The organism is Rhodococcus sp. 06-156-4 (genome assembly GCF_002259345.1).
In the GTDB taxonomy this organism is placed as follows: Bacteria; Actinomycetota; Actinomycetes; order Mycobacteriales; family Mycobacteriaceae; genus Rhodococcoides; species Rhodococcoides fascians_E.
Genome location: NZ_NPGB01000003.1, coordinates 36,526 through 61,390 on the forward strand (window position 1 = coordinate 36,526; position 24,865 = coordinate 61,390).

Here is a 24,865-nt window from a genome sequence, read left to right on the forward strand (position 1 = left end):
AGCACATGTCCGTCGTAGTAGTTCACAATCAGTCCGACGAGGGAAGAAGCGCACTCGCCGCAGGTGTCCGCGAGTCGCAGTCCAGAGGAACCGAACTCGTTGTGATCCACGCACTGTCGGGTTCACCGGATCCACGCGCCCAAGCGCAGGAGGTTGCCGCGGTCGAAACCGCGGTGCACGCCCTGGCACCGGGTGCACGGGTCGAGGTAGGAGTTCCCGATCCCGATTCGACGTCCACGTTGCTCGCACTGGTCGACAAGGTCGACGCGGAGCTCGTGGTCATCGGGTCACGTCACCGCAGCGCCGTCGGGAAGTTCCTGATGGGGCAGACGGTCCAGCGGTTGCTGCTGGAGATACCGGTGGAGATCCTGTTGGTCAAATCCCGGTAACACGCTCAGCACCGAAGGGGCGGATCCGACACGCGGGTCCGCCCTTTCGCGTGCGATCCGACGGCGCTCCGGTGACCTGGTGCGTGAAGTCGGACAGGTGTTGTCGTAATATTTCCAGTCTCATTCGGTGAAGTCATCGCCGGCAATCCAAGGGCACGGCAAGTGCACTCGAAGAGTGTGGTGATGACATGAAAGAGACGCCGCGAGTCTGCGACCCGCGCGACGGTGAGCTGCGCGCGGACGAGGACGGAGCCCTCGAGCCGGGGCTCGAATCGTTCCGCAACCTTCTGTTGTCGCACGCTCAGGTCGAGACGCTGCTGCACAGTGTGTGCACCCAGGTCGTCGACACCGTGCTGGGTGCCGACATGGCGGGTGTCACGCTCGTGGACGAGTCGACGGGAACTCCGAAGACGGTTGCGTACACGGACCCTCGTGTTCTCGAGTTCGATGCGCCGGGCTGCCTCTCGGCGCCGATCTCTGTCGACACGACGCAGATCGGTGCGCTCGAGGTCTACAGCTTCACCGACCACACGTTCACCGAGACGGACGAGATCCTGATCAAGGTGTTCGTCACCGCGGTCGAGAGCGCCATCTGGAACTCGCGACGTGCGAGCGAGGCACAGCGAGAACTCACGGGACTTCGTGAGGCGATGCGGACACGAGCGACGATCGAGCAGGCCAAGGGGATCGTGATGGCGATCCGGGGCATCGCTGCGGACGACGCCTTCGAGGTACTGTCGCTGCAATCGCAGAACGAGAACGTCAAGCTGCACACCCTGGCTCACCGCATCGTCGAATCGGTCGGCCGCGACCAGTCCTGATTGACTCTCGACCGTGCGGGGCATGCACCCGGCAGCACTCTCGCGAAAGGTCGCCTCCCGCATGAGCACCACCACTGCCGACGCCGTTGTCATCGGCGCAGGCCACAACGGCCTCGTCGCCGCTGCCGCACTTGCCGACGCGGGATGGGACGTGGTGATCGTCGAGGCGGCGCCTGCTCCCGGCGGCGCGGTACGCAGCGCCGAACTGGTTCCCGGGTTCACCAGTGACCTGTTCAGCGCGTTCTATCCCCTCGGCGCGTCGTCTCCGGCGATGACGGCGCTGGGGTTGGAGGACCACGGATTGAGGTGGTCACGGTCGCCGGCGGCGTACGGCCACGCGCGGTCGTCCGCCGACGAGGATGCGCCGACGGTTCTGCGGGACGTCGCCGATACCGCTGCCGCATTGAGCGAACACGACCGGCGTGACGGCGATGCCTGGCTCGCTCTGTTCGAGCAGTGGCAGAACATCAAGAAACCGCTGCTCGACGCCTTCTTCACGCCGTTTCCGCCCGTCAAGGCCGGTGTGTCGCTGTCCCGAAAGCTCGGTGCCGCGGAGACGCTGCGGTTCGCGCGGTTCATGGCGCTGCCTGCACGTGCGATGGCGCACGAGACGTTCCGCAGCTCCGCGGCCCGATGTCTGCTGCTTGGGAACGCGATGCACGGCGACGCACCCCTGGATGCGTCGGTCAGCGGCGCGATGGGTTATCTGCTGACGATGATGGCTCAGGACGTCGGCTACCCCGTTCCGGTCGGCGGAGCCGGCGAGCTGACAGCCGCCCTGGTTCGTCGGGCCGGGTCCGCCGAGCTCCGGTGCGGCACCCCCGTGGTGTCGGTGATCACGTCGAACGGGCGGGCCACCGGGGTTCGCACCGCGTCGGGCGACGTAGTCCTGGCCCGTAAGGCGATCGTCGCCGACGTCTCGGCGCCGATGCTCTACCAGGACCTCCTCCCGCACGACGCCATTCCGCAGCGCATGCACGACGACCTGGCGAAGTTCGAATGGGACACCCCGGTGGTGAAGGTCAACTACGCGCTCGACCGTCCGATTCCGTGGCGATCGAAGAGCCTGTCCGACGCGGGGACCGTCCACTTGGGTGCGGACGAGGACGGGCTGCTGCGGTGGACCACGGACCTGTCGATCAACGTTTTGCCCAAGCGTCCGTTCATGCTGTTCGGCCAGATGACCACCGCGGATCCTTCTCGGTCACCGGCAGGGACCGAGAGCGCATGGGCGTACACGCACCTTCCCCGCGGAGTCACCGACGACGCGTCGGCCGACACCATCGCGGCTCGGGTGCGGACGGTACTGGAGGAACACGCACCCGGTTTCAGCGGATCGATCGTCGGCGAGGTCGTTCAACGCCCGTCCGATCTGGCGGCCGAGAACACCAACCTGTTCGGCGGTGCGGTCAACGGCGGGACCGCGCAACTGCAACAGCAACTGATCTTCCGGCCGACGCCGGGTCTGGGGCGGGCGGAGACGCCCGTCGAAGGGCTGTTCCTGGGAAGTTCGTCCGCTCATCCCGGTGGCGGGGTGCACGGCGCAGCCGGGATGAACGCAGCTCGCGCTGCCCTTGGACAGACGGGCCTGCTCGGCCCTGTACGCAAAAAAGTGACCAGCTCCCTGTTGGAGCTGGTCACCAGATGAAGTGCGTGCCTACATGAATCTGCTAGCGGGCGGTCAGTGGACCGCGTTCTCGACCGAGTCGAACCTCTGGGCCGTGGGAACGACGGCTGCTGCCTGCAGCAACCTGTGCACCGCGTACCCCTCGACCAGGCACCAGTCCAGGCGTGCCTCGTCCAGTGCTGTGAAGATCGTCAATCCGGCGATCGCGAAGAAGTCCACATCCGACAGATCGAGAATCATCCTGACGTCGGGGGTGACCCGACTGAGAACGAAATCCGTCAGAATCGGTGCGCTACGCATATCGATGTCGCCGTGAACTTTGACGACGAGAGAGTTGGATCCGGCCGCGGAGGCGCTGAAAATGGCACCTGTCGCGGCAACCGAGACCGAAGTTTCGGTGGCAGCATGCGGCCGGGTAGTTCCTTCGTCGTTCAAACCGTGTGGAGTAACAGTCATAGCCATCCCATCGTTGATCGATCGGGAGGAAACTGAGCGAGCTGATGCGGGTGACCGGAGCCGGCCACAAATCCGAACAAGCCGCCGGGCTATCCCGTGGAGTCTCCTCCGACAACGGCTGTTATCTCAACCGCGTCCAACCCTACGGCACCGGGGGCTTCCCGTACACCCGCGTTTCGGCTCGTCCTACCCAGGGCACCCGAGACATGAGCTCGACCGTCTCCGACCTAGCGAGGACCGAACATGAAAGCTGTTACATACCAAGGAAAGCGCAAGGTAAGCGTCGACACCGTGCCTGATCCGAGGATCGAGGAACCCACCGATGCGATCATCAAGGTGACCACCACGAACATCTGCGGATCGGACCTTCACCTGTACGAAGTGCTCGGTGCGTTCATGTCCGAGGGCGACATCCTGGGGCACGAACCCATGGGGATCGTCCAGGAGGTGGGGCCGGATGTCGGCGATCTGAAGGTCGGCGACCGGGTGGTCGTTCCGTTCCAGATCTCGTGCGGTCACTGCTACATGTGCAATTCGAGTCTGTACACCCAGTGCGAGACCACGCAGGTCCGCGACCAGGGAATGGGTGCCGCCTTGTTCGGATACTCGAGCCTGTACGGCCAAGTTCCCGGTGGTCAAGCCGAGTATCTTCGGATTCCGCAAGCGCAGAACACGCACATCAAGGTTCCCGTCGGACCGGACGACTCACGGTTCGTCTACCTCTCCGACGTGCTCCCCACAGCGTGGCAGGCGGTGGAATACGCCGACATTCCCGACGGAGGTTCGGTCACGGTGCTCGGACTCGGCCCCATCGGCGACATGGCAGCCCGCATCGCGCATCACCGAGGCCACCGAGTCATCGGCGTCGACCGAGTCCCTGAGCGACTCCAGCGTGCCGCGGACCGCGGAATCGAGGTATTGAACTTCGACGATCTGGGCGGCGATCTTGCCGACGCCATCCGCGACCTCACCGACGGTCGCGGTACCGACTCCGTCGTCGACGCGGTCGGCATGGAGGCACACGGGTCTCCCGTGGCGAAGTTGGCCCAGAGTGTGACGTCTCTGCTCCCCGACGCGATCGCCGGACCGATGATGCAGAAGGCGGGCGTGGACCGTCTCGGCGCGTTCTACAGTGCCATCGACATCGTCCGACGGGGCGGCACCATCTCGCTGAGCGGCGTGTACGGAGGAATGGCGGACCCGCTGCCGATGCTCACGTTGTTCGACAAGCAGATTCGGCTGCACATGGGCCAGGCCAACGTGCTGCGCTGGGTCGACGACATCCTGCCGCTCCTGACCGACGACGATCCCCTGGGCGTCGACGATTTCGCCACCCACACACTGCCCCTCGACCAGGCGCCGCACGCCTACGAGATCTTCCAGAAGAAGCAGGACGGAGCCGTGAAGGTGCTGCTGAAGCCCTAGTTCTGCCCGGTGTGTAGTTCGTCGTGGTGGTCGCGCATGGCGTCGATCAGCACGGCGAACACCCGGTGCGCGGCAGCCAGATCTCCGTCGGGAAGGTCGGCCAGGGCTGCCGACGTCTTGACCCCCAGTGGTCCGAAGAATCCGCGCGCGACTTCCATGCCGTGCTCGTCGTACCGGAGGATCACCTTGCGGCGGTCGTGTGCATCCTTCTCCCGCCGGATGTGTCCCGACGAGATCATGCGTTCGACGAGGTACGTCATGGCGGCGGACGAGAGTCCGAGGCGGCCCCCGAGCTCGCCCGCGGTGAGCGGCTGCCCCTCGACGTCGGCGACCATGATGAGCAGGAGGGCACGAAAGTCGTTGGGCCGCAGCTCGTGTTGCGCCCCGAATGCCCGCCCGATCTCCTCGGACACCGACGACAGGGCACGGACGTCCGACGAGATCATCGACTCCAGTTCCGCGCGTCGTTCGGATGCACGTGGCTCGGATGCACTGCGGTCGGGCACGGAGTTCACTTTCTTCGGTTTCGTTCCATCGGGTCCTGGGCAACACTATCGCGCTGAAGACGCGCGAGTTCTCTCAGTTGCTTAATTGTTAAGTTAGTGAGATTGTTGCCCGGTGGACTTCTGGACTCGATTTGCCCGAATTGTCAGCTCACGACGCTCGTGGGCCCTGTCGCTTGCCGTGATCGTTCTCTCCGTCGCCTTCATGGGCCTCGTGGGCGAGAACGACTCAGCCGGGCAAGCCCCTTCCTCGGTGCCACCCGAAGCGGATTCCGCGCAGGTCACCGAACTACTCGACCAATTCCCGGGGTCGGAGACCGCGCCGGTCATCCTCGTGGTGAGCCGCATCGACGACGGTGTCCTGACCCCGGCCGACACCGATGCCGCCGCTCAGGCCCTCGCACGCCTGTCGGACACCGCGTCACCGCTGGTACCTGCGCCGGACGGCAAAGCCACCCTCGGCATCGTGCAGGTGGACAGCTCCCTGTCCGGCTTCGACCTGAACGACACCGTCACCTCGCTCCGCGACAAGGCGGTCGACGGCCTCCCCTCGGACCTCGAGGCGCAGCTCACCGGCGGGCCCGCATTCGGCGCGGACATCGCGAACTCCTTCTCCGGCGCGAACTTCACCCTGTTGGCCGTCACCGCACTCGTCGTCGCGATCCTGCTCATCGTGACCTACCGCTCCCCCATCCTGTGGCTCGTTCCACTGCTGGTCATCGGGCTCGGGGACCGCGTCGCCACGTCGGTGGGCACCGCACTGGCGGAACTGACCGGCCTGTCGTTCGACGGGTCGACGTCCGGCATCACCAGCGTGCTCGTCTTCGGCGCGGGTACCAACTATGCGCTCCTTCTCATCTCGCGCTATCGAGAGGAGCTGCGCACCCGCGACGACCACCGCGACGCACTGCGTCATGCCGTTCGCCACGCCGGGCCCGCCATTCTCGCCAGCAACGCCACCGTCGTCCTCGCGCTTCTGACGTTGTTGCTCGCAATCCTGCCCAGTACCCGCAGCCTCGGTGCCCTCGCCGCCGCGGGCCTCGTGGTCGCAGCCGTGTTCGTCCTCGTCGTTCTACCGCCACTGCTCGCACTGTGCGGACCGAAACTGTTCTGGCCGTTCATCCCCAAGGGTGAGGACAAGGACACCGCGACGACGGGTGCTTGGCACTCGGTCGCTGCCGCGGTCTCACGCCACCCGACGCGCACTGCATCCATCACACTCGTCGCGCTGATCGCTTGTGCTGCAGCACTGTTCGGCACCGGAATCGGCCTGTCCCAGACCGAGCAGTTCCGCGTCACCGCCGAATCCGTCGAGGGTTTCGACACACTCTCGGAACACTTCCCGGCCGGACTGGCCGATCCGACGACCGTTGTCGCACCCACCGACTCCGCCGAGCGCATCGAGACCGCGCTGGACGGAGCCACCTCCGTCGACTCGTTCACGCGCGGAGCGGATTCCGGGACCGGCCTGACTCAGTGGTCCGTCGTCACCGACGCCGCCCCTGCCTCGGACGACGCGTTCGCCGCCGTCGAGGAACTGCGTGCCGCGTTCGCGGACATCCCCGACGCCCTGGTGGGCGGCAGCGACGCACAGGCCCTCGACACATCCGACGCCGCCGCACGCGACCGACTCGTGGTCGTTCCTGCCATCCTGATCGTCGTACTCGTCGTACTGATCGCACTACTGCGCTCGTTGATCGCGCCGTTGATACTCGTCGGCACGACGGTGCTCAGCGCCCTGGCCGCGCTCGGCGTCGGAAGCTGGTTCAGCAGCAGCGTGTTCGGATTCCCGGCGCTCGACGACAACGTTCCGCTGTACGCGTTCCTGTTCCTCGTTGCGCTCGGTGTGGACTACACGATCTTCCTCGTCACTCGCACGCGCGAGGAAGTTCCCGGTCACGGCACGCGCTCGGCGATCGTTCGAGCCGTCGGCGCGACAGGTGGAGTCATCACCAGCGCCGGCATCGTGTTGGCCGCCGTGTTCTGCGTCCTCGGCGTGCTACCGCTGATCACGCTGACGCAGTTGGGCATCATCGTCGGGTTCGGCATTCTTCTCGACACGTTCGTCGTGCGCACGCTGGTCATACCGGCACTGTTCACCCTTGTCGGCCCGGGGATATGGTGGCCGAACCGAATCGATTCCAGCAGAACCGAACTGGTGGGAACAAAGGAGTGAGATTCATGAAGGTACGTGTTTCGATCGCGGCGGCAGCCTGCGTCGCAGGACTCGCCCTCGTCGGCAGTCCGGCCCAGGCCGCACCCGACACAGGATCGGCGGGATGGCAGCCACTGACCCCGATTCCGTCGCTGGACGTCGAGCGCTATCTCGGAACCTGGAACCAGGTCGCCGCGGTTCCGCAGCCGTTCAACCTCGAGTGCGCGCGCGACACCCAGGCCAACTACCAGTTGATCGATCCGGCCAACATCCGCGTCGAGAACACCTGCACCACGTGGACGGGTGAGCAGAACCGCATCGTCGGTAATGCACGGGTGAACGACACGGTGACCAATGCACAACTGCACGTGAGCTTCCCGGGCGTGCCCACGCAGGAGAACCCGGAAGGGCCGACCAACTACATCGTCGCCTACATCGCGGACGACTACTCGTGGGCGCTCGTCGGCGACCCGCTGCGTACGTCGGGCTTCATCCTCTCGCGTTCTCCCGAGGTCAGTACCGAGAAGTTCCGTGAGATCCGGGCAGTGGTCGAGTCCAAGGGATACAACTCGACGTTCATCCTGACCTCGCCCACTGCGGGCGGGGCGACGGACATCCGCCCCCTCTCCACGGTCTGACCCCCTCGGTCCGACCCCTAGGTGAGTGGAAATGTAGGCCATGGGCCAGGAGCAGAGCCTGCGGAGCGACCAGAAGACGCTGCATTTCCACTCACACAGGTTTGTCGGCATTCAGAGCGACCTTGCGCAGTAGTGCTGCGAGAGTGCGCAGTTCGTCCTCGTCGAGCCCGTCGAGGAGTTCCTCGTCTCGTTGCAGCCGGACGGGAAACACCCGGTCCACCAGATCGGTTCCCCGGTCGGTCAATTCGAGAAGAACCACTCGGGCATCTCGCTCGAAGCGTCGGCGTTCGACCATGCCCTCCTTGACCAATCGCTCGGAGATCTTAGTCGTCGACGCCCCGCTGAGAAGCGTGACCGATGTGACCTCGCTGGCGCGGAGCGGCCGTCCAGCCCGTCGCAACGCGCTCATCACGTCGAATTCGGCACGCGAGACCCCGACGGGAGCAAGTGTGGCGTCGAGCAGGTGGCTGGCCCGCGAGGCGATCCGACCCACACGAGCGAGCACCTCGATCGCGGAGGTGTCGACGTCGGGGAAAGTGGCCGTCCACTCTCGCCTGACCTCGTCGACGAAGTCCCCACCTGATCGCTGCGCCGGAATCATGACTTCACCCTACGGCGAGGATCACATCGACACGCGGTTTATTTTACTAGTGAAATATCTGTAGGCTCGACTCCGTGCTTCTCGACCGAATCGACCACACTCGTTCCGCCCTCGCCCATGCCGTGGCGGTCAGCACCTGGCGCCAGGCACTGACCGTCGGGAAGGCCGACGCGACCGTCGCGCCCGCCGTGCGCGTCGGGCTCGCCGTGGCAATCGTCCTGCTGGGAGGCGGCATCCTCGGACGCCACGACCTCGCGGGATTCGCTGCGCTCGGAGCGCTGTGCTCGGCCTTCGGCCGGTACGAGCCGTATCCACGCCGGGCCGGAAAGATCGCGCTCGTCGGGGCGCTCATCGTCGTGTACGCCACGCTGGGCGCCGCACTCGGGGCAGCAACGACATCGGCGATCATCCAGGTGCTGGCCATCTCCGTCGCGGCCGGTGTGGCGGCGTTGCTGCTCACGGCGTTCGCGATCACCGGTCCCGGTGCGGTCGTTCTCATCTTCGCCGCGACCGCCGCCGTCGGCTTCTCGCACGCGGTCGGTGACCTCGGGACTGTCTTCGTGTCCGTCGCCATCGGCGCTGTCGTCGGGTGGACGCTGTCGATGGCCCCGGCGATCCTGCATCCGACGGGGCCCTCGCAGCTCGCCGTCGCCCGAGCCCTCGCCGCACTCGACCGTCGGGATGCGCCCGGCGCGCGAGCCGCGATCGCCCGCGCCCGGACCGTCGTCGCGCTCGATCCCGGAGACCGTGAGCATCGGCGCGGTCTGACCACACTTCTCGACGATGCCGACGCGGTGCTCGACGCGTGGAGCCGCGGTGAGGATCCGTCGCACGCCGCCGAGGTTCTGGCCCACGAACGGCACCTGCGCAGAATGCGCCGCTACCGCGTTCCGACGGCAGGCGAGTTCTCGGCCGAATCACCGCCGCACCCGACACCACGGAATTTCTTCGCCGAGGGCGTGACCCAGGCGGCGTCGACACCGATCGTGCGGAGCGCCGCGCGCATCACCGTCGCCGCCGCGCTGGCTGCCCTGTGCGCGACTGCGCTCGGGTTCGAGCACCCACTGTGGGCCACCATGGGCGCGATGGCCGCCATGCACGGTATCGATTACCACACCACGGTTCAGCGCGGAATCCAGCGGTTGCTGGGGAACGTCGGCGGTGCCGTGATCGCCGCGGTGCTCATCGCGTCGTCACTCGGGTACTGGGAGACCGTGGTGGTGATCGTCGTGATGCAGGTCGCCGCCGAACTTCTGGTGATGAAGAACTACGCGCTGACCTCGTTGGCGATCACTCCGATGGCGTTGCTCATGACCGGTCTGGCCGGGCACCTGAGCCCCTCGGTGTCCGTGAGCCGGATCGGGGACACGCTCGTCGGGGTGGTCATCGGGATCTGCGTTGCAGCCCTGACGGTGGAACGGGCGGACCGCCACCACCTGGTCTGACGGTCCGTCCGGCTTCCCTTCCGTCCTACCGTCAGCCGAGAACGGACGCGACGGGAGTCGACGCACGGCCGATCAGCTTCTGGAGGTCGCCCGAGTCCGTGTCGAGCTCGCCGCGCGCGATTCCCGCGTCGGCACTCGACAGCATCTCGGCGACGAAGCCGGGCAGGCCCGCTCCTTCGAGGACGCCCTTGTACTCGTCCTCCGACACGTTCTTGTACTCGACCGGCTTGCCGGACACCTGCGTGAACACGGCGGCGAGCTCGGCGTAGGTGAGCCGCTCGTCTCCGCCCAGTTCGTAGACCTTGCCGCCCTGATCCGCGGCGAGGAGCACCTCCACCGCAGCGGCTGCGAAGTCCGCGCGCGACGCGGCCGCGAGCTTGCCCTCGCCCGCTGCGCCCAGCAGTACACCGCTGTCGGCTGCCTGCTGCAGTGCGCCGAGGTAGTTCTCCCAGTACCAGCCGTTGCGCAGCACGACGGTGGGGATCGAGGACTCGGCCAGGCGGTTCTCGGTCGCGAGGTGTTCGGGTGCGAGGCTCAGTCCGGACGTGTCCGCCTTCAGCAACGAGGTGTACGCGATGAGCGACACGCCTGCAGCCTCGGCTGCGCCGATGACGTTCTCGTGCTGCGCGATGCGCCGGCCGACGTCCGACCCCGAAACCAGCAGAAGCTTGTCGACGCCCGCGAGCGCTGCCTTCAGCGCGTCGGTGTCGGCGTAATCGGCGACGCGCACCTGGACTCCCCGGTCTGCGAGCGACTGCGCCTTGGCTGCATCGCGGACGACGGCGACGATGTCGCCCGCGGCCGTGCCACGTTCGATCAGGCCGTCGACGACGAGTGCGCCGAGGTGTCCGGTTGCGCCGGTAACTGCTGTGGTCATGATTCGTTCCTCCGGTTGTCGGTGTTCGTCGACCACTATGCACTTATTTTTTCGACAGTGCAACCTTTTGATGCAGCGCTAATCCATCTGCATGCGCTACCCTGGACTACATGAGCGAACAGGACCCGACCCTCGAGGCCGATGTCTTCGCGCGGGGCTGCCACTCACGTGAAGCACTGCAGAACGTCACCAGCCGCTGGGGCATCCTCGCGCTCGCCGCTCTGTCCGAAGGCGACTACAGGTTCAACGCCCTTCGGCGACGGGTCGACGGAGTCAGCGAGCGCATGCTGTCCCAGACGCTGCAGACCCTCGAACGCGACGGATTCGTCCTGCGTACGGTCCTGGAATCGATCCCGCCGAAGGTCGAATACAGCCTCACCCCACTCGGCCGCTCCGTCGCGGATCGACTGGTCGGCCTGATCGAGTTGGTCGAATCCAATCTCCCCGCCGTTCTCGACGCTCGCGCGCAGCACGACGCTCGCTGAGCGATTTGCGCGCCTGAAAAAGCACCGGCCTATAGCGTGTCTCCGGTGACCTCGCATCCGTCAAGAAGAACATTCCTTGCTGCAGCCGGCGTGGCAACTCTGGCGACTGCAACGCGCGAATCGACATCCGCATGGGCGTCACCTGCCGGACTGCATGTCGGTCGCGGAATCGGCGACATGACGGGTGAGCCCTTCGGCGCAGGCATGAACGGCTATGCGGTACTGGAACAATCGAGCGCAGGCCTTCATCTACGGCAGCGCGCGCGGGCATTCGTCTTCGTCGACCCGGCGTCGGACACTCGCCTGGTACACGTGACGTGCGAGGTCGGGTTGATGTTCGAGAGCATCCTCGAAGCGGTGCTCACTCGGCTCGACGCTCGGTACGGGCACCTCTACCATCGCGGGAACGTTCTGCTGTCGGCCACGCACACCCACGCTGCCCCCGGCGGTACCGACGGACACCTCCTCGTGGACATCACGACCCTCGGCTTCCGGCCGATCACGTTCGAGGCCAACGTCTCCGGCATCGTCGACGCGATCACGCGGGCACACGAGGACATTCAGCCCTCGGATGTCGTCGTCACCGCATCCTCCCTGACCGATGCCGGAGTGAACCGTTCGCCGCAGGCGTTCGACAGGAACCCCGACGCCGCCGAACTGCCGGGGCGGATCGATCCACGCTCGGTGACGCTGCAGGTGTCCAGACGCGGTGAGCTCGCGGGCGTCGTCAATTGGTTTTCCACACACGGTACGTCGATGAAGGCGACCAATCTGCTGGTGAGCACCGACAACAAAGGTTACGCGGCGTGGCACTGGGAGCGTGAGGTCGCGGGCGTCGACTACCGCGATCCGTCGTTCGTCGCGGCGTTCTGCCAGAGCACACCGGGCGATGTGACACCGAACCTCGACAAGCAGCCCGGGTCCGGTCCGACGGCCGACGAGTTCGAGAACACCCGCATCATCGGCGAACGCCAATTCGATTCGGCGAGTGCGCAGATCGGCGCACCGGGCACCGCACTGCAGTCCGGCATCGAGATGCGCGGAACGTACGTCGACTTCGCGTCCGTCACGGTACGACCGGAGTTCACCGGCGACGGCCGCACCCACACCACCAGCCCCGCGGCCCTCGGTGCCGCCTTCGCCGCGTCCAGCCAGGAGGACGGTGGCGGCCTGCCGGAGCTCGGACTGCAGGAGGGCGAGCGCGGCGGCAATCCTGCTCTGGCAGCGATCGGTTCGGTTGTCGTGCCTCAGTGGTTGCGCGACGCACACGCACCCAAGGACGTGATACTCCCCGTCGGGTTGATCCCTGGTGTCGTACAGCAGGTCCTGCCGTTTCATCTGGCACGACTGGGCGCATTCCACCTCTTCTCCTGCCCGTTCGAGCCGACGGTGATGGCCGGGTCGCGCCTGCGGACCGCGCTGGCGGACACCTTGGGAGTCGACCGCGAACTCGTCGTCGTCCAGGGCTACACCAACGGCTACGGCCACTACGTCACCACTCCGGAAGAGTACGACCAGCAGGACTACGAGGGCGGCGCCACCGCATTCGGGCGCTGGCAACTGCCCGCCACCGTGCAGATCGCGACCGAACTCGCCGTCGCTCTCCGCGACGGAACACCCGTACCGAGCGGAGAACCCCAGCGAGACCTCACCGGATCGATTCCCAACTCCCCCGGCGGACTGTCCTTCGTCGACGTGGCCGCACCCGGAACCACGTTCGGCGACGTCCTGACCCAACCGGCCGCGGCATACGGCGTCGGGCAGCGGGTGTCGGTTCGTTTTTCCGGTTCCAACCCGAACTCCGATCTACGCCGCGACGACACCTATCTCGCGATCGAGCGAGACCGAGCGGGTACGTGGACTCGCGAATACGACGACGGCGATTGGTACACGAAGATCTTCTTCGACGCCGCCGGGCCGATCACCACGACGACCGTCGAGTGGGACATACCGGCAGATCAGCCTGCGGGCTCGTATCGGGTGGTGCTCTACGGGAGCTCGCGCGATCTCGCTGGGCGTCCGACACCGTTCACCGGGGTCTCGTCGCCGTTCGAAGTCGGTTGAAGCTTGAAGTGAGACGTGTCACGTCCGCCCCGCCGAGTTGTGTCCGAGTGGAGTCACTCTCTAGTTTCTAAGCCATGCCTAATGTTGTCTACAAAAGTACGTTCGCGGCATCCCTCGTGTGCGTGGCAGTCCTGGCCGGGTGCAGCTCTCCGCAGGAAGACGAGACCTCGTCCGCCGATACTCGAACCGTGACCCACCTGTACGGCGCCACGGACATTCCGGTGGACCCGCAGCGTGTCGTGGTGCTCGACGCCGGGAACGTGCTCGAGTCGGTCCTCGCTCTCGGCGTCGAACCCGTCGCGACGGTCGTTCCGAAGACGACCGGCACCTGGCCGGACTTCATCGCCGAGAAGCTTCCCGAGAACGCCGCGTCGGTGGGCGATTCCGAGGCCAACGTGGACGTGGAGAAGGTCATCGGCGCGAACCCCGACCTGATCATCGTCACCAGTGAGGACGAGTCCCAGCGGGAGTTCTACGACAACGTCTCCGGCATCGCCCCGACCGTCGCCGTCGGGGATGTCGCGAACGAGTGGAAGGAAACCCTCCGGCTGCTCGGCGATCACCTCGGCAAACAGGACGAGGCCGCCACGCTGCTGTCGGACTACGAGGCCCGCGTCGACGCGGTGCGGCAGGAACTCGGTCCCGACCCGGGCACGGCCAGCTTCGTCCGCGTGCGTTCGGACAAGTTGAACTACATGGGATACGAGGGCTCGTTCATCTGGACCACACCGAAGGCAGTCGGCTTCCGCTCGCCCGAGTACCAGGACGTCGGCACAGCGGAGGATTCGTTCTTCGAGGTCAGCCTCGAGCAGACGAATCTGCTCGACGCCGACCGTATCTTCGTCGTCACCGACGGTGCTGCGGCCGAGCCCGGCCAGTTCCTCGACACCGTCAAGTCCAACCCGCTGTTCGGCCTCCTTCAGGGACGAATCGAGTACCTGCCGTCCAACGCCTACCTGTTCGGCAGCATCATGAAAGCGAACAAGATGCTCGACGTACTGGAGTCCTGAAGCATCTCTGGACGTGATTCACGGCTCGAGCAGGGATCCGAGTATCCGTGCGGTCAGGGCGACGACGTCGTCCTGATCCGCGGTCGCCAGTTCGTCGAGCGTGCCGGCGGCCCGGCCGAGCGCGATGCCGGAGAGCGCCGCGACCGCCACCTGTGCACGTAGCCGCGGATTACCGGCACCGGCTGCGCGCAGCCGGTTCTCGAGCCCTACCGTCAGTCGTTTGTCCACCCGCTCGGCTGCGGTCGCCTGCACGTCCGGGTCGTCGTGCTTGCCTACGACGGCATGCAGAACCGGTCCGGGTCCGAGGCGAGCGACCCTCCTGATCGTGTCCTCGATGCGCGACGGATCGGCGATGTCGGCGAGGTCCGGGCCTGTGTCGTCGGTGGGGAGGGTCGCGAGGTACAGCGCCGCCTTGTTGCCGAAGTATCGTGCAACGAGCGCCGGGTCGACGCCTGCACGATCGCCGATGTCACGCAGGGTCGTTTTCTGAAATCCCCTCTGCCCGAACAGCTCGGCCGCGGCAGCCAGCAAATCCGCCCTGGTACGCGCCGAATTCCTGCTTCGCCCCTCAGATCCCATGACGTACCTCGAGATCACCGCGTGGGCTGCCGTTCGCCTTCTGTGTTCGAGACGCTCGCCGACGGGCGTAGGGCAGCACCGTTGCCAACAGTGCCGTGACGAGCCACAGGACGGCTCCGACGACGATGATGGCCTCGTATCCGTCGGCCGTCGGGTACAGGGTGTCCGGCACCGTGTACGCCGCCAGAACCGTTGCACTGACCGCACTTCCGATGGCACCGCCCACCGTGCGCGTGACCTGGTTGACGCCGAGGGCGCTGCCGGTCTCGTGCTGTGGAACGGCACTGACGATGAGTGCAGGCATGGCGGCGAACGTGAAGCCGACACCCAGACCGGCGATGCCCATCACCGCGAACACGATCCACAGTTCCGAGCGACCGACGAGGAAGACGACGAGCGCGGCGACGAATGCCAGTGCACCGATGGGCATGATCAGGTTCTTCGGCAGGACCCTGCTCGCTGCGGGCAGCAGACGGTTGGCGGCGACACTGGCCAGCGAGAACGGCACCAGGACGAGTCCGGCGACCATGGCCGACCGACCGAGGCCGTACCCGGTGTCGGTGGGGGTCTGCACCAGCCGGATGACCGTCGAGGACAGCACGAACATGCCGATGCCTGCCAGCAGCCCGGTGACGTCGGCGGTGAGTACGGACCGGTTCCGCAGCAGTCGAAGCTGGACGATGGGGTGCGGCGTGCGCAGTTCGTGGCGAGCCCACAGGGCGAGGGTGCCGGCGGCGGCTGCGAACGAACCGACGAGCAGCGGTGAGCCCCAACCCCACTGCCCACCGAGGCTGATCGCGAGGAGCAGGAACGTCAGGCCTGCGCCCAGCACGAGGGCGCCCGTCACGTCGAGCCGGTGCCGCGTCAGGTGCCCGCTGCTCGGTACGACGACGACGGCCGACACGAGAACCAGCGCCGACGCCAGTGCGGCCACGACGAAGCACGCGTGAAATCCCCAGACATGGGCGATGACGCCGGTCAACGGATATCCGAGGCCGATACCGGCGACGGCGGTCACCGACAGTGCCGCGACACACGAGCGGGCCCGCGGCGGGTCCAGGTGGTCGCGGGCGATGGCCATGGCCAGAGGCATCAGGCCGAGCCCGATTCCTTGTAGACCACGCCCGACGATCAGTAGGGCGAAGTTACCGGGGACGGCCGCGAAGATGCATCCCAGCAGGACCACGGCCAGGGCACCGATCAGCACTTCCCGACGCCTGGGCCCGTCGCCGAGCCGTCCGAGTACGGGAACCGTCACGGCGCCGGTGAGCATGGTGATGGTCAACGACCACTGGGCTCCGGTGAAGGACACGCCGTACGTCTCGGCCACCGTCGGGATGAGCGGTGCACCGACACTGCTGACGACAGCCACGATGGTGCAGATCGCGATCAGGACAGGTACGAGCAGTCGGCTGCGCGTACCGACTGGGGCATCGCGTATGTCACCGGTCGATGTCATCGGCTGATGATAAGCGACTTCCTCTTTCATCACCCAATCGACAGAAGTGACGGTCAGCCCACGAGGGCGTCGTCTCGCTGCTTCTTGCGCTCGGACCGCGCCCTGACCGCCAGGTACGCCTTGGCCCCGAACGGCGCGGCGAACAGCATGATGACCAACCGAATCACCTGCACCGCCGCCACGAACGTGACGTTGGCGCCACTGGCAGCGGACACGGCCAGTACCGCCGACAGACCACCCGGCGTCGTCGCGAGGTATCCCTCGAGCAGACTGATCCCGGTCAGGTGGGACAGCAGGAGGCCCAGCAGCGCGCAGACGACGCCGAGGATCACGATGAGCAGGATCGCCCACGGCAACACCCGGCCGACCGCCCGCACACTCTCACCGGTGAAAGCGAGGCCCGCCTGCCAACCGATCAGCACGAACGCGATCGGCAGCAGGACCATCGGCGCGGACACCGAGTCGATCCACCCCGACAACTCCAGCGCGCCCGACGCCACCAGCGGCCCGAGCGTGGCAGGCGCGGGCAACCTGATCAGGCGGGCACCCCCGATTCCGACGACGATGCACCCGAGCACCACCAGAAGGTCCACGTAGAGCGGGCTACCGTCACCCGAACCCAGCGCGCCGCCCGACGAGCCGGCACCGAACACGAGCGTCGCAACCAACGGCATGGTGACGATGATCAGACCGACGCGGACGTACTGCACGACGGCGACGATCCGCTCGTCACCACCGAGTTCTCGGGCGATCGCGACGAGGCCCTGCGCACCGCCGGCGATCATCGACAGTGCGCCGGTCAGCACGTCGACGTCGCGGTGGGCGCCGAGTAGCACTCCGGCGCCGACACTGACGATCAACGTGGCAAGACATACGGCAAGCGCCGGAAGCCAGTTCGCCCCGAGCGCGGACAGCGTCTCCGTGTCGATCATGAATCCGATGCTGACCGCCAGAATGCCCTGCGCTGCCATACCCGCGGGCCTCGGCACTTTACTGGGTCCGTACCCCTTCACCGCGAACACGGCCGCAACGACGAGCGAAGCGAACAACGGTGCTGCCGACAGCTTGGCCACGGCCAGAACCGCCCACACCACCCCGGTGGCGAGTACGAGGCCCACCCACAGCCTCACAGCTCGCTGCAGCGTGTACCCAAGTTTTCGCACACGCTAAGCCTACTCTTATCATTGGGGCGAACATAATCGATTCGAAGGCTGTTAAAGGTACGTACACCCTTACCAAGAACGGGGTCGGAACGCATGAGCATCGACAACACCGCCATCAAACCTGCCGGCGCGGAGGTGAGTCCGCCGCACGCGACCGAGCTGCGCGAGGCGATGCTCGCCCTGACACGCAGGCTCCGACGCCAACGCCCCAGGCACTACCTCACGCCGAGTCAGATGCAGGTGCTCGGCGACGTGGAACGCAGCGGAGGGTCCAGCGCACCCGTCGACCTCGCCGCGATGCAGGGCGTGCGGATCCAATCCCTCACCAGCAACCTGAATGCACTCGAGGCCGAAGGGTTCATCACCCGAAGCCCCGATCCCGGCGACCGTCGACGCCTGCTGATTCGCATCACCGACTCCGGCACCGAACTCGTCGCAGCGGACCGCGAACAGCGCGACAGTTGGCTCGCCGACGCTATGAGCGAGGAACTGACCCAACTGGAACGCGATGTCCTGCACCTCGCCGCCCCGATCCTGTGGAAACTGGCCAGAAGTCCCGAGCCACTCGTCCGACAACCCTGACCGGATCTCGGGGACGTTCCGCGGGCTCCACGTCGCACGTTGACCACGGGCCCGGCGTGGGGAAACATGAACGTCGATGCCCGCCACCGTGCGCCGCGTGCGGCGCAGCGACGAACAAGGAGTTCGCCCCTCATGTCCTACCTGCTGTACGACGCCCTGCTCCCCCAGCTCGGACACGATATCGCCACCTACTGGGCCACCCTCCTGGTGATCAACCCCGCCTGATCGCCCCAGCCTGATCACCCCAGCCTGATCACTGCGGTGGCACTACACACGACGAGGGCCGCACAGGAGTGGAGCCTGCGGGAACGACCCGACGGGCTGTGACTCTCGGTGCGGCCCTCGTGTTTCCTGCGGCTAGCCTGCCGGTACGGGTGTCGGCAGCAGACGGGAGAGAACGTCCGACAGCGTCACGACGCCCACCGTCGTATCGGCTCCGTCCGCGGAGCTGTTCACGACGAGTGCGAGATGACTGCTCGTCTCACGCATCGACGCGAGAGCGACATAGACCGGCGTCGACGCCTCCAACGTGAAGACCGGCCGAGTGACCTCGGCGAGCGTCACGTCCCCGGCGAGGGTGTCACGCACGTGCACGACACCGCTGATCGTGTCACCGTCACGTACCAGGATGCGCAGATGACCGGATTCCAGGGCCACCGCACGCACGTCCTCGACCGTCGCGTCCGTCGGGACCGAGATCGGGACACCCTGCGCGCGAACGAGATCGCCGACCTGCAGGTTCTGCAACTCGAGCGCACCCGCGATCTGGACCGAGTAACTGGCGTCGAGCGCACCGACGTTCACCGAATGCTCCACCAGTTGCCTCAGGTCGTCCGGGTTCTGGCCGGACGCCACCTGCGCCGCCGGCTCGACGCCGACCTTGCGGAGCAACCAGTTGGCCATTTCGTTCATCGCGACGATGACGGGCCGGGTCAGGAACATGAAACCGCGCATCGGCAGTGCCAGCATCGTCGCCGACTTCTCGGGGTGAGCGATGGCCCAGGACTTGGGTGCCATCTCACCGACGACGAGGTGCAGGAAGGTGACGATGATCAACGCGAGAACGAAGCCCGCGACGTCGGCGACCCAGTACGGGATGCCCCAGGACTCGAACATCGGAGTCAGTGCGTAGTGCACCGCGGGCTTGGTCGTTGCACCGAGCGCCAACGTGCACAGCGTGATTCCGAGCTGCGAGCCTGCCAGCAGAACCGTCAGCTCGCTCGAACTACGGAGTGCGGCCCTCGCCGACCTACTGTTCGGAGCTGCGTCCTCGAGCCGGTGACGCTTGGCCGCCAGCAACGCGAACTCCACCGCGACGAAGAACGCACTGGCTGCGATGAGCCCGATGGTGACCACGAGAACTACCCAGGGATTACTCATCGGTGATCATCCATTTCCGCCTCGGCCGAATCGGCCTCGACCTTGTCCCGCTGCCCCAGTTCGAGGCGCACGGACGATGGGACGTAGTTGTCGATTTCGAGCACCTCGACGGACACGAAACGCTCGGGGAGTTCGTCGTCGTCGGCGATGAGGTCTTCCGACTCGGCCGGCAGATCCACCTCGATGCGTGTGCCGACGGTCGGCAGCGAACCGTGATGCGCGATGACGAAACCGGCGATGGTCTCGTAATCACCGTCCGGAAGGTCGTGGTCGATCGACCGCTCGACCTCGTCGACGTGTACCTCACCCGCCATGGTCCAGGAGCCGTCCTCACCCGCGATCGGGGTCTGATCGACTTCGTCCTCGTCGTGCTCGTCGGTGATCTCGCCGACGAGTTCCTCGGCGAGATCCTCGATCGTGACGACGCCCGTCAGCCCGCCGTATTCGTCGATGACGCAGGCGAGTTGGTTCTTCGACGACCGCAGCTCGACGACGGCGTCGGGCAGGGCTTGAACCTCGGGCAGGATCAACGCGGGGCGGACGAACTCGGACACCTGAGCGTCCGGTCGATCGGTCACCGCCAGGATGTCCTGCAGGTGCACGACGCCGACGATTCCGTCGTCGTCGTCGAGGACGGGGTACCGGGAGTGCTCCTGCCCCATCAGCGTTTTGACCTCGGCGAGAGTGTCCGTTGCGCGGACGGTCGCCGCCCGCGAACGAGGAATCATCGCGTGTTCCACCGTGCGGGTCGGGAAGTCGAGGATGCGATCGAGCAGATCCGACAGCTCGTCGGGCAGATCTCCGGAGTCCTTGGACTCGGCGACGATGTGCTCGAGGTCCCGAGGGGTGGCCGAATGTTCGACGTCGTGTACCGGTTCGATCTTCAGTGCCTTCAGCAACAGGTTCGACGCGTGATCGAAAATGGTGATGAGCCAACCGAAGAGCTTGAGATAGATGGTGGTCGACAGCGACAGCCACCGGGCCACCGGCTCGGGACGAGCGATCGCGAAGTTCTTGGGGAACAGCTCGCCGAACAGCATCTGAATGAACGTCGAGAACAGCAGCGCGAGGACTGCGCCGATGCCGACTCCCACGGCGGTCGGGATTCCGACACCGCCGAGGATGGTGCCGAGCGACTGACCGATGAGTGGTTCGGCGACGTAACCGACGAGCAGTCCGGTCACGGTGATTCCCAGTTGGGCACCGGACAGCATGAAGGACGTGCGTTTGGTTACCTGAAGAGTTCGACGGGCACCCGCGTCACCGGCTTCGGCGCGAGCCTTCAGCCGTGAGCGATCCACCGTCATGTACGCGAATTCCTGGGCCACGAAGTAGCCGGTACCGACCGTGATCAGGAATACGACGAGGAAGCCGAGCAAGAGAGTGAGAATCACGCTCATTCGCCGGACACCGCCTCGCACGTCGTGGAAATAGTGCGGGGGGCCGTGTCCGGCCCGGGTTTATCGCTGTCCATGAATCCTCTGTTTGATGGGTTGGGCAGTGCACGACCCTGGTTTGTTCGACACCGTGGTTTCGGGTGCTGCAACACCGTGGTTTCGGGTGTTGCTTCGGACCGTGATGTCCGATTCTAGCGGGCTCGCTCGACTTCGGGTGCTTTCACCACGAGAACCGGGACCGGACTGTCCAGAAGCACACGCTGCACGGTGCTTCCCATCAAGAATTTCCCGACGGCAGAGCGCCGCTTCGACCCGATGACGAGAAGTTCGGCACCGGTGTCGGCGACCAGGTCGACGATCGCTCCGGCGGGATCTCCCCCGTCCGGTTCGACGCGCACCGAGAAGGTCGCGTCAGCGACACCGCGGCTGGTGAGAATCTGCTCCGTCGCGAGAGTCGTTGCTTCCCTGTCCTCCTCGGACACTGAGTTGGTGTCCACGACAGCCAGGGCGACGAGCTCCAAGCCCCGGAGGTTCGCTTCCGACACAGCCCGGACGAGGGCCTCCCGACCCTCGGGCGAATCGCTCGCCACTACCGCTACAGACATGGGCATTTCACTTCCTCTGAATTGTGCTCATTGTGGTCACGTCGAATGATTGGACTATTCGGACAAAGCGTATCTACTGTGTCGCTGTGACACATCACACGAAAGGTTTTTGATGGCGGTCTCGCCCACATTGTCCAAGTCGATTCTTGCCGTCGCCGTCGTGGCTGCCGTGAGCGTCGCAGGTATCGATGCGAGCCGCAGCGAAAGCGGCTCCGACGCCAGGTCCAAGCTCACGATGATCGCGCCTGCCGCGGCGGGTGGCGGCTGGGATCTCGTCGCCCGCGAAGCGCAGCAAGCCCTGCGCAGCGACGGCATCGTCAACAACGCGCAGGTGGTCAACGTGCCGGGTGCGGGCGGAACGATCGGCCTCAGCCAGCTCGACAATCTGTCCGGTCAGGCGACGACGGTGATGATCACCGGCACCGTCATGCTCGGCGGCATCGCGATCAACAATTCCGAGACGACACTGGCCGACACCGTTCCCATCGCGAAGCTCGCCGAGGACTTCGAGGTCTTCGTCGTGCCGAAGGAATCGCCGTACCAGAATCTCGAGGACATGATCGCGGCGTGGCGTGCCAACCCCGGCGGCCTCCCCATCGGCGGCGGATCGCTCGGCGGCATCGACCACATCGTGGCAGGCCAGCTCGCGCAGGAAGCCGACATCGATCCCGCCGCGATCAACTACATCGCGTACTCCGGAGGCGGCGAAGTCCTCACCTCGCTGCTGTCCAACACGGTCGGGGTCGCCGTCAGCGGATACAACGACTTCCGCGACCAGATCGAGGCAGGCAACGTCCGTGCACTCGCGGTCGCCGCACCCGAACCCGTCGACGGCATCGACGTCGACACCTTCACCGAGCTCGGATACAACGTCGACCTGGTGAACTGGCGCGGCATCGTCGCGCCACCCGGTATCTCGGACGAGGACCGTGACACGTTGATCGCGATCGCCACCGAAATGCACGAGACGGAGCAGTGGCAGGGGGCCGTCGAACGTAATCGGTGGAAGGAATCGTTCTCGACGGGGGACGAATTCGCCGAGTTCCTCGATGTGGAACAGACCCGCATCACCGACATTCTCCGAGAGCTGGGACTCGTATGACCGACACGACTACGAAATCCGAGACCTCGCGCTCGTTCTGGGTCGGCCGTAGCGGACTGATCGTTCCGGCGCTGCTCGTCGCGCTCGGCATCTTCCTCGTCTACGGAACGATCACCATGGATGTTCCGGCGACCGCGACGTCCCCCGGGCCGCAGGTGTTCCCCTCCATCGTGGCGGGAGGCTGCTTCGTCGTAGCCGTACTGGTCACCATTCAGTTGTTGGTCAGGCCCGACGAGATCGATCGGGGCGTCGACGACGACGGACGCGCGTTGACCGGCACGGTCAGCAATTGGCGCACCCTGGCGATCACCGTCGGATCGGTCGCGCTGTTCATCGTGTTGCTCAACCCGCTCGGCTGGGTCCTCGCCGGTGCACTGCTGTTCTGGGGTGTGTCGATCGGCCTCGGCGGACGTCGCTACGTGTTCGACGCGGCCGTGGCGCTACTGGTCTCCTCGGCGGTGCAGTTGGCGTTCTCCGCCGGCCTCGGCTTGACCTTGCCCGGCGGCGTTCTCGCCCAGATCTTCTGATGGAGCTGACGTTCTCATGGATTCACTGAACAATCTCTTCGAGGGCTTCGGCACGGCGCTGACGCCGATGAACCTCGTGTGGGTGTTCGTCGGCGCGCTCCTGGGCACCGCTGTCGGTGTCCTCCCCGGCCTCGGTTCGGCCATGGCTGTGGCCCTGCTGCTCCCGGTGACGTTCACCCTCGATCCCACCGCTGCCCTCATCATGTTCGCGGGTGTGTACTTCGGCGGACTGTTCGGCGATTCGATCTCCGGCATCCTCATGAACACCCCCGGCAACAGCACCGCCATCGCCGGCACCTTCGAAGGCCATCGCATGGCCAAGAACGGTCGTGCGCCCCAGGCTTTGGCGACCTCGGCCATCGCGTCGTTCATCGGCGGCATGATCGCGACGACACTCGTCGTGTTCTTCGCGCCGACCCTCGCCTCGCTGGCGACCAACTTCGGGCCCGCCGAATACTTCGCTCTCGCGGTGTTCGCGTTCATCGCGACGTCCGCGGTGGTATCGGATTCCGCCTTGAAGGGTCTGACGGCTCTGTTGATCGGCCTGACCTTGGCGGTCATCGGCATCGACGGGCCGTCCGGGGCGTCGCGCTTCACCTTCGACGTACCCGCGATGTTCGACGGCATCCACATCGTCGTCATCACCGTCGCGATGCTCGCGCTCGGCGAGGTCATTCACATCGCATCGAGAATCGGCCGCCCCGAGGACAATTCGTTGATCAACTCGGGCGGCCGGCCGTGGCTGAGCAAGTCCGAGTTCCGGGAAGCGCTGCCGGCCTGGCTGCGCGGCACCGCATTCGGTGTTCCGTTCGGCGTCATCCCCGCCGGCGGCGCCGAGGTCCCGAGCTTCCTCGCGTACGGCACCGAGCGCAGGCTCGACCGTCGGCGCAAGAACCCGATGTTCGGCAAGGGCGCTATCCGCGGCGTCGCCGGGCCGGAAGCTGCTGGCAACTCCACCGCCGGTACCGCGATGGGCGCACTGCTCGCTCTGGGGCTGCCGACGTCCGCCACCGCGGCGATCCTTCTCGCGGCGTTCCAGCAGTACGGAATGCAGCCGGGGCCGTTGCTGTTCGAACGCAGCGGCGACATCGTCTGGGCCCTCATCGCCAGCCTGTTCCTCGCGATGATCGTGCTGCTGATCCTCAACCTGCCGTTCGCCCCGCTGTGGGCGCAGCTGCTGAAGATCCCCAAGAACTACCTGTACGCAGGCATCTCGGTGTTCGCGGCCCTCGGTGTCTACGCATCCAGTGCGTCCATCGTCGATCTGATGTTCATGCTCGGCCTCGGAATCCTCGGATTCATGATGCGCCGCTACGGTATTCCGCTGGCCCCGGTCCTCATCGCGGTGATCCTCGGACCCCTCGCCGAGGACTCGCTACGACGCGCACTCGCCGTCAGCGAAGGCGATCCGACCATTCTCGTCGGCAGCGCCATCACCGTGGTGCTGTACTCCCTGATGGCTCTGGCCATCGTCTTCACGATCGTGAGCAAGATCCGCGCTCGGGCGAAGGTCGACTTCTGACCCCTGTGTGAGTGGAAATGCAGGCCCTGGACAGGAGCGGAGCCTGCGGAGCG

General features: G+C 65.9%; 24 protein-coding genes. 14 read left to right on the forward strand and 10 right to left on the reverse strand.

Annotated elements, in window-relative coordinates:
• Positions 1 to 5: 5 nt before the first annotated feature.
• From CH290_RS00420 to CH290_RS00430, 3 genes are all read left to right on the forward strand, one after another.
• Positions 6 to 389, forward strand: coding sequence for a universal stress protein (locus CH290_RS00420; RefSeq protein ID WP_019663670.1), 384 nt, complete (start codon positions 6 to 8; stop codon positions 387 to 389).
• Positions 390 to 577: 188 nt separating this feature from the next.
• A complete protein-coding gene (locus CH290_RS00425) occupies positions 578 to 1,210 on the forward strand; it encodes an ANTAR domain-containing protein (RefSeq protein ID WP_019663671.1) in 633 nt (210 codons plus the stop codon).
• Between the two features lie 61 nt (positions 1,211 to 1,271).
• Positions 1,272 to 2,858 (forward strand): phytoene desaturase family protein, encoded by a 1,587-nt coding sequence (locus tag CH290_RS00430; RefSeq protein WP_033189550.1) that lies wholly within the window; start codon positions 1,272 to 1,274, stop codon positions 2,856 to 2,858.
• A 33-nt stretch (positions 2,859 to 2,891) separates the two neighbouring features.
• Here CH290_RS00430 and CH290_RS00435 read toward each other — a convergent pair whose 3' ends face one another.
• On the reverse strand, positions 2,892 to 3,293 hold the full coding sequence (locus tag CH290_RS00435; RefSeq protein ID WP_230620978.1) for an STAS domain-containing protein: 402 nt from the start codon (positions 3,291 to 3,293) through the stop codon (positions 2,892 to 2,894).
• A gap of 243 nt (positions 3,294 to 3,536) precedes the next feature.
• On the opposite strand from CH290_RS00435, the gene CH290_RS00440 reads away from it, so the two are divergent.
• On the forward strand, positions 3,537 to 4,718 hold the full coding sequence (locus CH290_RS00440; protein WP_033189258.1) for a zinc-dependent alcohol dehydrogenase: 1,182 nt from the start codon (positions 3,537 to 3,539) through the stop codon (positions 4,716 to 4,718).
• On the opposite strand, the gene CH290_RS00445 is transcribed toward CH290_RS00440, so the two are convergent.
• Positions 4,715 to 5,233 (reverse strand): MarR family winged helix-turn-helix transcriptional regulator, encoded by a 519-nt coding sequence (locus CH290_RS00445; RefSeq protein WP_170947619.1) that lies wholly within the window; start codon positions 5,231 to 5,233, stop codon positions 4,715 to 4,717. The two genes, CH290_RS00440 and CH290_RS00445, sit on opposite strands and share 4 nt — an antisense overlap.
• 169 nt (positions 5,234 to 5,402) lie before the next feature.
• Here CH290_RS00445 and CH290_RS00450 point away from each other — a divergent pair, with 169 nt between their 5' ends.
• Positions 5,403 to 7,397, forward strand: coding sequence for an MMPL family transporter (locus CH290_RS00450; protein WP_019663676.1), 1,995 nt, complete (start codon positions 5,403 to 5,405; stop codon positions 7,395 to 7,397).
• 5 nt (positions 7,398 to 7,402) lie between these two features.
• Complete coding sequence (locus CH290_RS00455) at positions 7,403 to 8,014, forward strand: lipocalin family protein (RefSeq protein WP_026347535.1); 612 nt, start codon at positions 7,403 to 7,405, stop codon at positions 8,012 to 8,014.
• 91 nt (positions 8,015 to 8,105) lie between these two features.
• Here CH290_RS00455 and CH290_RS00460 read toward each other — a convergent pair whose 3' ends face one another.
• Complete coding sequence (locus tag CH290_RS00460) at positions 8,106 to 8,615, reverse strand: MarR family winged helix-turn-helix transcriptional regulator (protein WP_033189257.1); 510 nt, start codon at positions 8,613 to 8,615, stop codon at positions 8,106 to 8,108.
• Between the two features lie 74 nt (positions 8,616 to 8,689).
• Here CH290_RS00460 and CH290_RS00465 point away from each other — a divergent pair, with 74 nt between their 5' ends.
• A complete protein-coding gene (locus CH290_RS00465) occupies positions 8,690 to 10,060 on the forward strand; it encodes an FUSC family protein (protein ID WP_033189256.1) in 1,371 nt (456 codons plus the stop codon).
• Between the two features lie 31 nt (positions 10,061 to 10,091).
• Here CH290_RS00465 and CH290_RS00470 read toward each other — a convergent pair whose 3' ends face one another.
• Positions 10,092 to 10,937, reverse strand: coding sequence for an SDR family oxidoreductase (locus tag CH290_RS00470; protein ID WP_026347536.1), 846 nt, complete (start codon positions 10,935 to 10,937; stop codon positions 10,092 to 10,094).
• Positions 10,938 to 11,047: 110 nt separating this feature from the next.
• Here CH290_RS00470 and CH290_RS00475 point away from each other — a divergent pair, with 110 nt between their 5' ends.
• The 3 genes from CH290_RS00475 to CH290_RS00485 all read left to right on the forward strand — a co-directional run bounded on the left by CH290_RS00475 (position 11,048) and on the right by CH290_RS00485 (position 14,496).
• Positions 11,048 to 11,422, forward strand: coding sequence for a winged helix-turn-helix transcriptional regulator (locus tag CH290_RS00475; protein ID WP_019663681.1), 375 nt, complete (start codon positions 11,048 to 11,050; stop codon positions 11,420 to 11,422).
• Between the two features lie 90 nt (positions 11,423 to 11,512).
• Complete coding sequence (locus tag CH290_RS00480; protein WP_033189254.1) at positions 11,513 to 13,486, forward strand: neutral/alkaline non-lysosomal ceramidase N-terminal domain-containing protein; 1,974 nt, start codon at positions 11,513 to 11,515, stop codon at positions 13,484 to 13,486.
• Between the two features lie 74 nt (positions 13,487 to 13,560).
• Positions 13,561 to 14,496 carry an ABC transporter substrate-binding protein gene (locus tag CH290_RS00485; protein WP_052083153.1) on the forward strand — a complete coding sequence of 312 codons (936 nt, stop codon included), beginning with the start codon at positions 13,561 to 13,563 and terminating at the stop codon, positions 14,494 to 14,496.
• An 18-nt stretch (positions 14,497 to 14,514) separates the two neighbouring features.
• On the opposite strand, the gene CH290_RS00490 is transcribed toward CH290_RS00485, so the two are convergent.
• From CH290_RS00490 to CH290_RS00500, 3 genes are read right to left on the reverse strand one after another with little or no spacing between them, the layout of a single operon-like run.
• On the reverse strand, positions 14,515 to 15,075 hold the full coding sequence (locus tag CH290_RS00490) for a TetR/AcrR family transcriptional regulator (protein ID WP_026347538.1): 561 nt from the start codon (positions 15,073 to 15,075) through the stop codon (positions 14,515 to 14,517).
• Positions 15,065 to 16,534 carry an MFS transporter gene (locus CH290_RS00495; protein WP_230620977.1) on the reverse strand — a complete coding sequence of 490 codons (1,470 nt, stop codon included), beginning with the start codon at positions 16,532 to 16,534 and terminating at the stop codon, positions 15,065 to 15,067. Before CH290_RS00495 ends, CH290_RS00490 begins: the two co-directional genes overlap by 11 nt.
• A 53-nt stretch (positions 16,535 to 16,587) precedes the next feature.
• Positions 16,588 to 17,697 (reverse strand): AbrB family transcriptional regulator, encoded by a 1,110-nt coding sequence (locus tag CH290_RS00500; protein ID WP_230620976.1) that lies wholly within the window; start codon positions 17,695 to 17,697, stop codon positions 16,588 to 16,590.
• Between the two features lie 93 nt (positions 17,698 to 17,790).
• On the opposite strand from CH290_RS00500, the gene CH290_RS00505 reads away from it, so the two are divergent.
• Positions 17,791 to 18,279 (forward strand): MarR family winged helix-turn-helix transcriptional regulator, encoded by a 489-nt coding sequence (locus tag CH290_RS00505; RefSeq protein WP_020111867.1) that lies wholly within the window; start codon positions 17,791 to 17,793, stop codon positions 18,277 to 18,279.
• Between the two features lie 357 nt (positions 18,280 to 18,636).
• Here the strand turns inward: CH290_RS00505 and CH290_RS00510 are convergent, their stop codons facing one another.
• The 3 genes from CH290_RS00510 to CH290_RS00520 all read right to left on the reverse strand — a co-directional run bounded on the left by CH290_RS00510 (position 18,637) and on the right by CH290_RS00520 (position 21,667).
• Positions 18,637 to 19,659, reverse strand: coding sequence for a hemolysin family protein (locus CH290_RS00510; protein ID WP_026347541.1), 1,023 nt, complete (start codon positions 19,657 to 19,659; stop codon positions 18,637 to 18,639).
• The gene (locus tag CH290_RS00515) at positions 19,656 to 21,059 is read right to left on the reverse strand and encodes a hemolysin family protein (RefSeq protein WP_019663690.1); all 1,404 of its coding nucleotides are present in this window, start codon (positions 21,057 to 21,059) and stop codon (positions 19,656 to 19,658) included. Before CH290_RS00515 ends, CH290_RS00510 begins: the two co-directional genes overlap by 4 nt.
• A 188-nt stretch (positions 21,060 to 21,247) precedes the next feature.
• Positions 21,248 to 21,667 (reverse strand): universal stress protein, encoded by a 420-nt coding sequence (locus CH290_RS00520; protein WP_019663691.1) that lies wholly within the window; start codon positions 21,665 to 21,667, stop codon positions 21,248 to 21,250.
• Positions 21,668 to 21,773: 106 nt separating this feature from the next.
• Between CH290_RS00520 and CH290_RS00525 the strand changes: the two genes are divergently transcribed.
• From CH290_RS00525 to CH290_RS00535, 3 genes are read left to right on the forward strand one after another with little or no spacing between them, the layout of a single operon-like run.
• Positions 21,774 to 22,763, forward strand: a complete 990-nt coding sequence (locus CH290_RS00525) for a Bug family tripartite tricarboxylate transporter substrate binding protein (protein ID WP_019663692.1) — start codon at positions 21,774 to 21,776, stop codon at positions 22,761 to 22,763.
• Positions 22,760 to 23,290: a tripartite tricarboxylate transporter TctB family protein gene (locus CH290_RS00530; RefSeq protein ID WP_019663693.1), complete on the forward strand. Its 531-nt coding sequence runs from the start codon at positions 22,760 to 22,762 to the stop codon at positions 23,288 to 23,290. Before CH290_RS00525 ends, CH290_RS00530 begins: the two co-directional genes overlap by 4 nt.
• Positions 23,291 to 23,306: 16 nt before the next feature.
• The gene (locus CH290_RS00535) at positions 23,307 to 24,812 is read left to right on the forward strand and encodes a tripartite tricarboxylate transporter permease (protein WP_019663694.1); all 1,506 of its coding nucleotides are present in this window, start codon (positions 23,307 to 23,309) and stop codon (positions 24,810 to 24,812) included.
• Positions 24,813 to 24,865 lie beyond the last annotated feature (53 nt).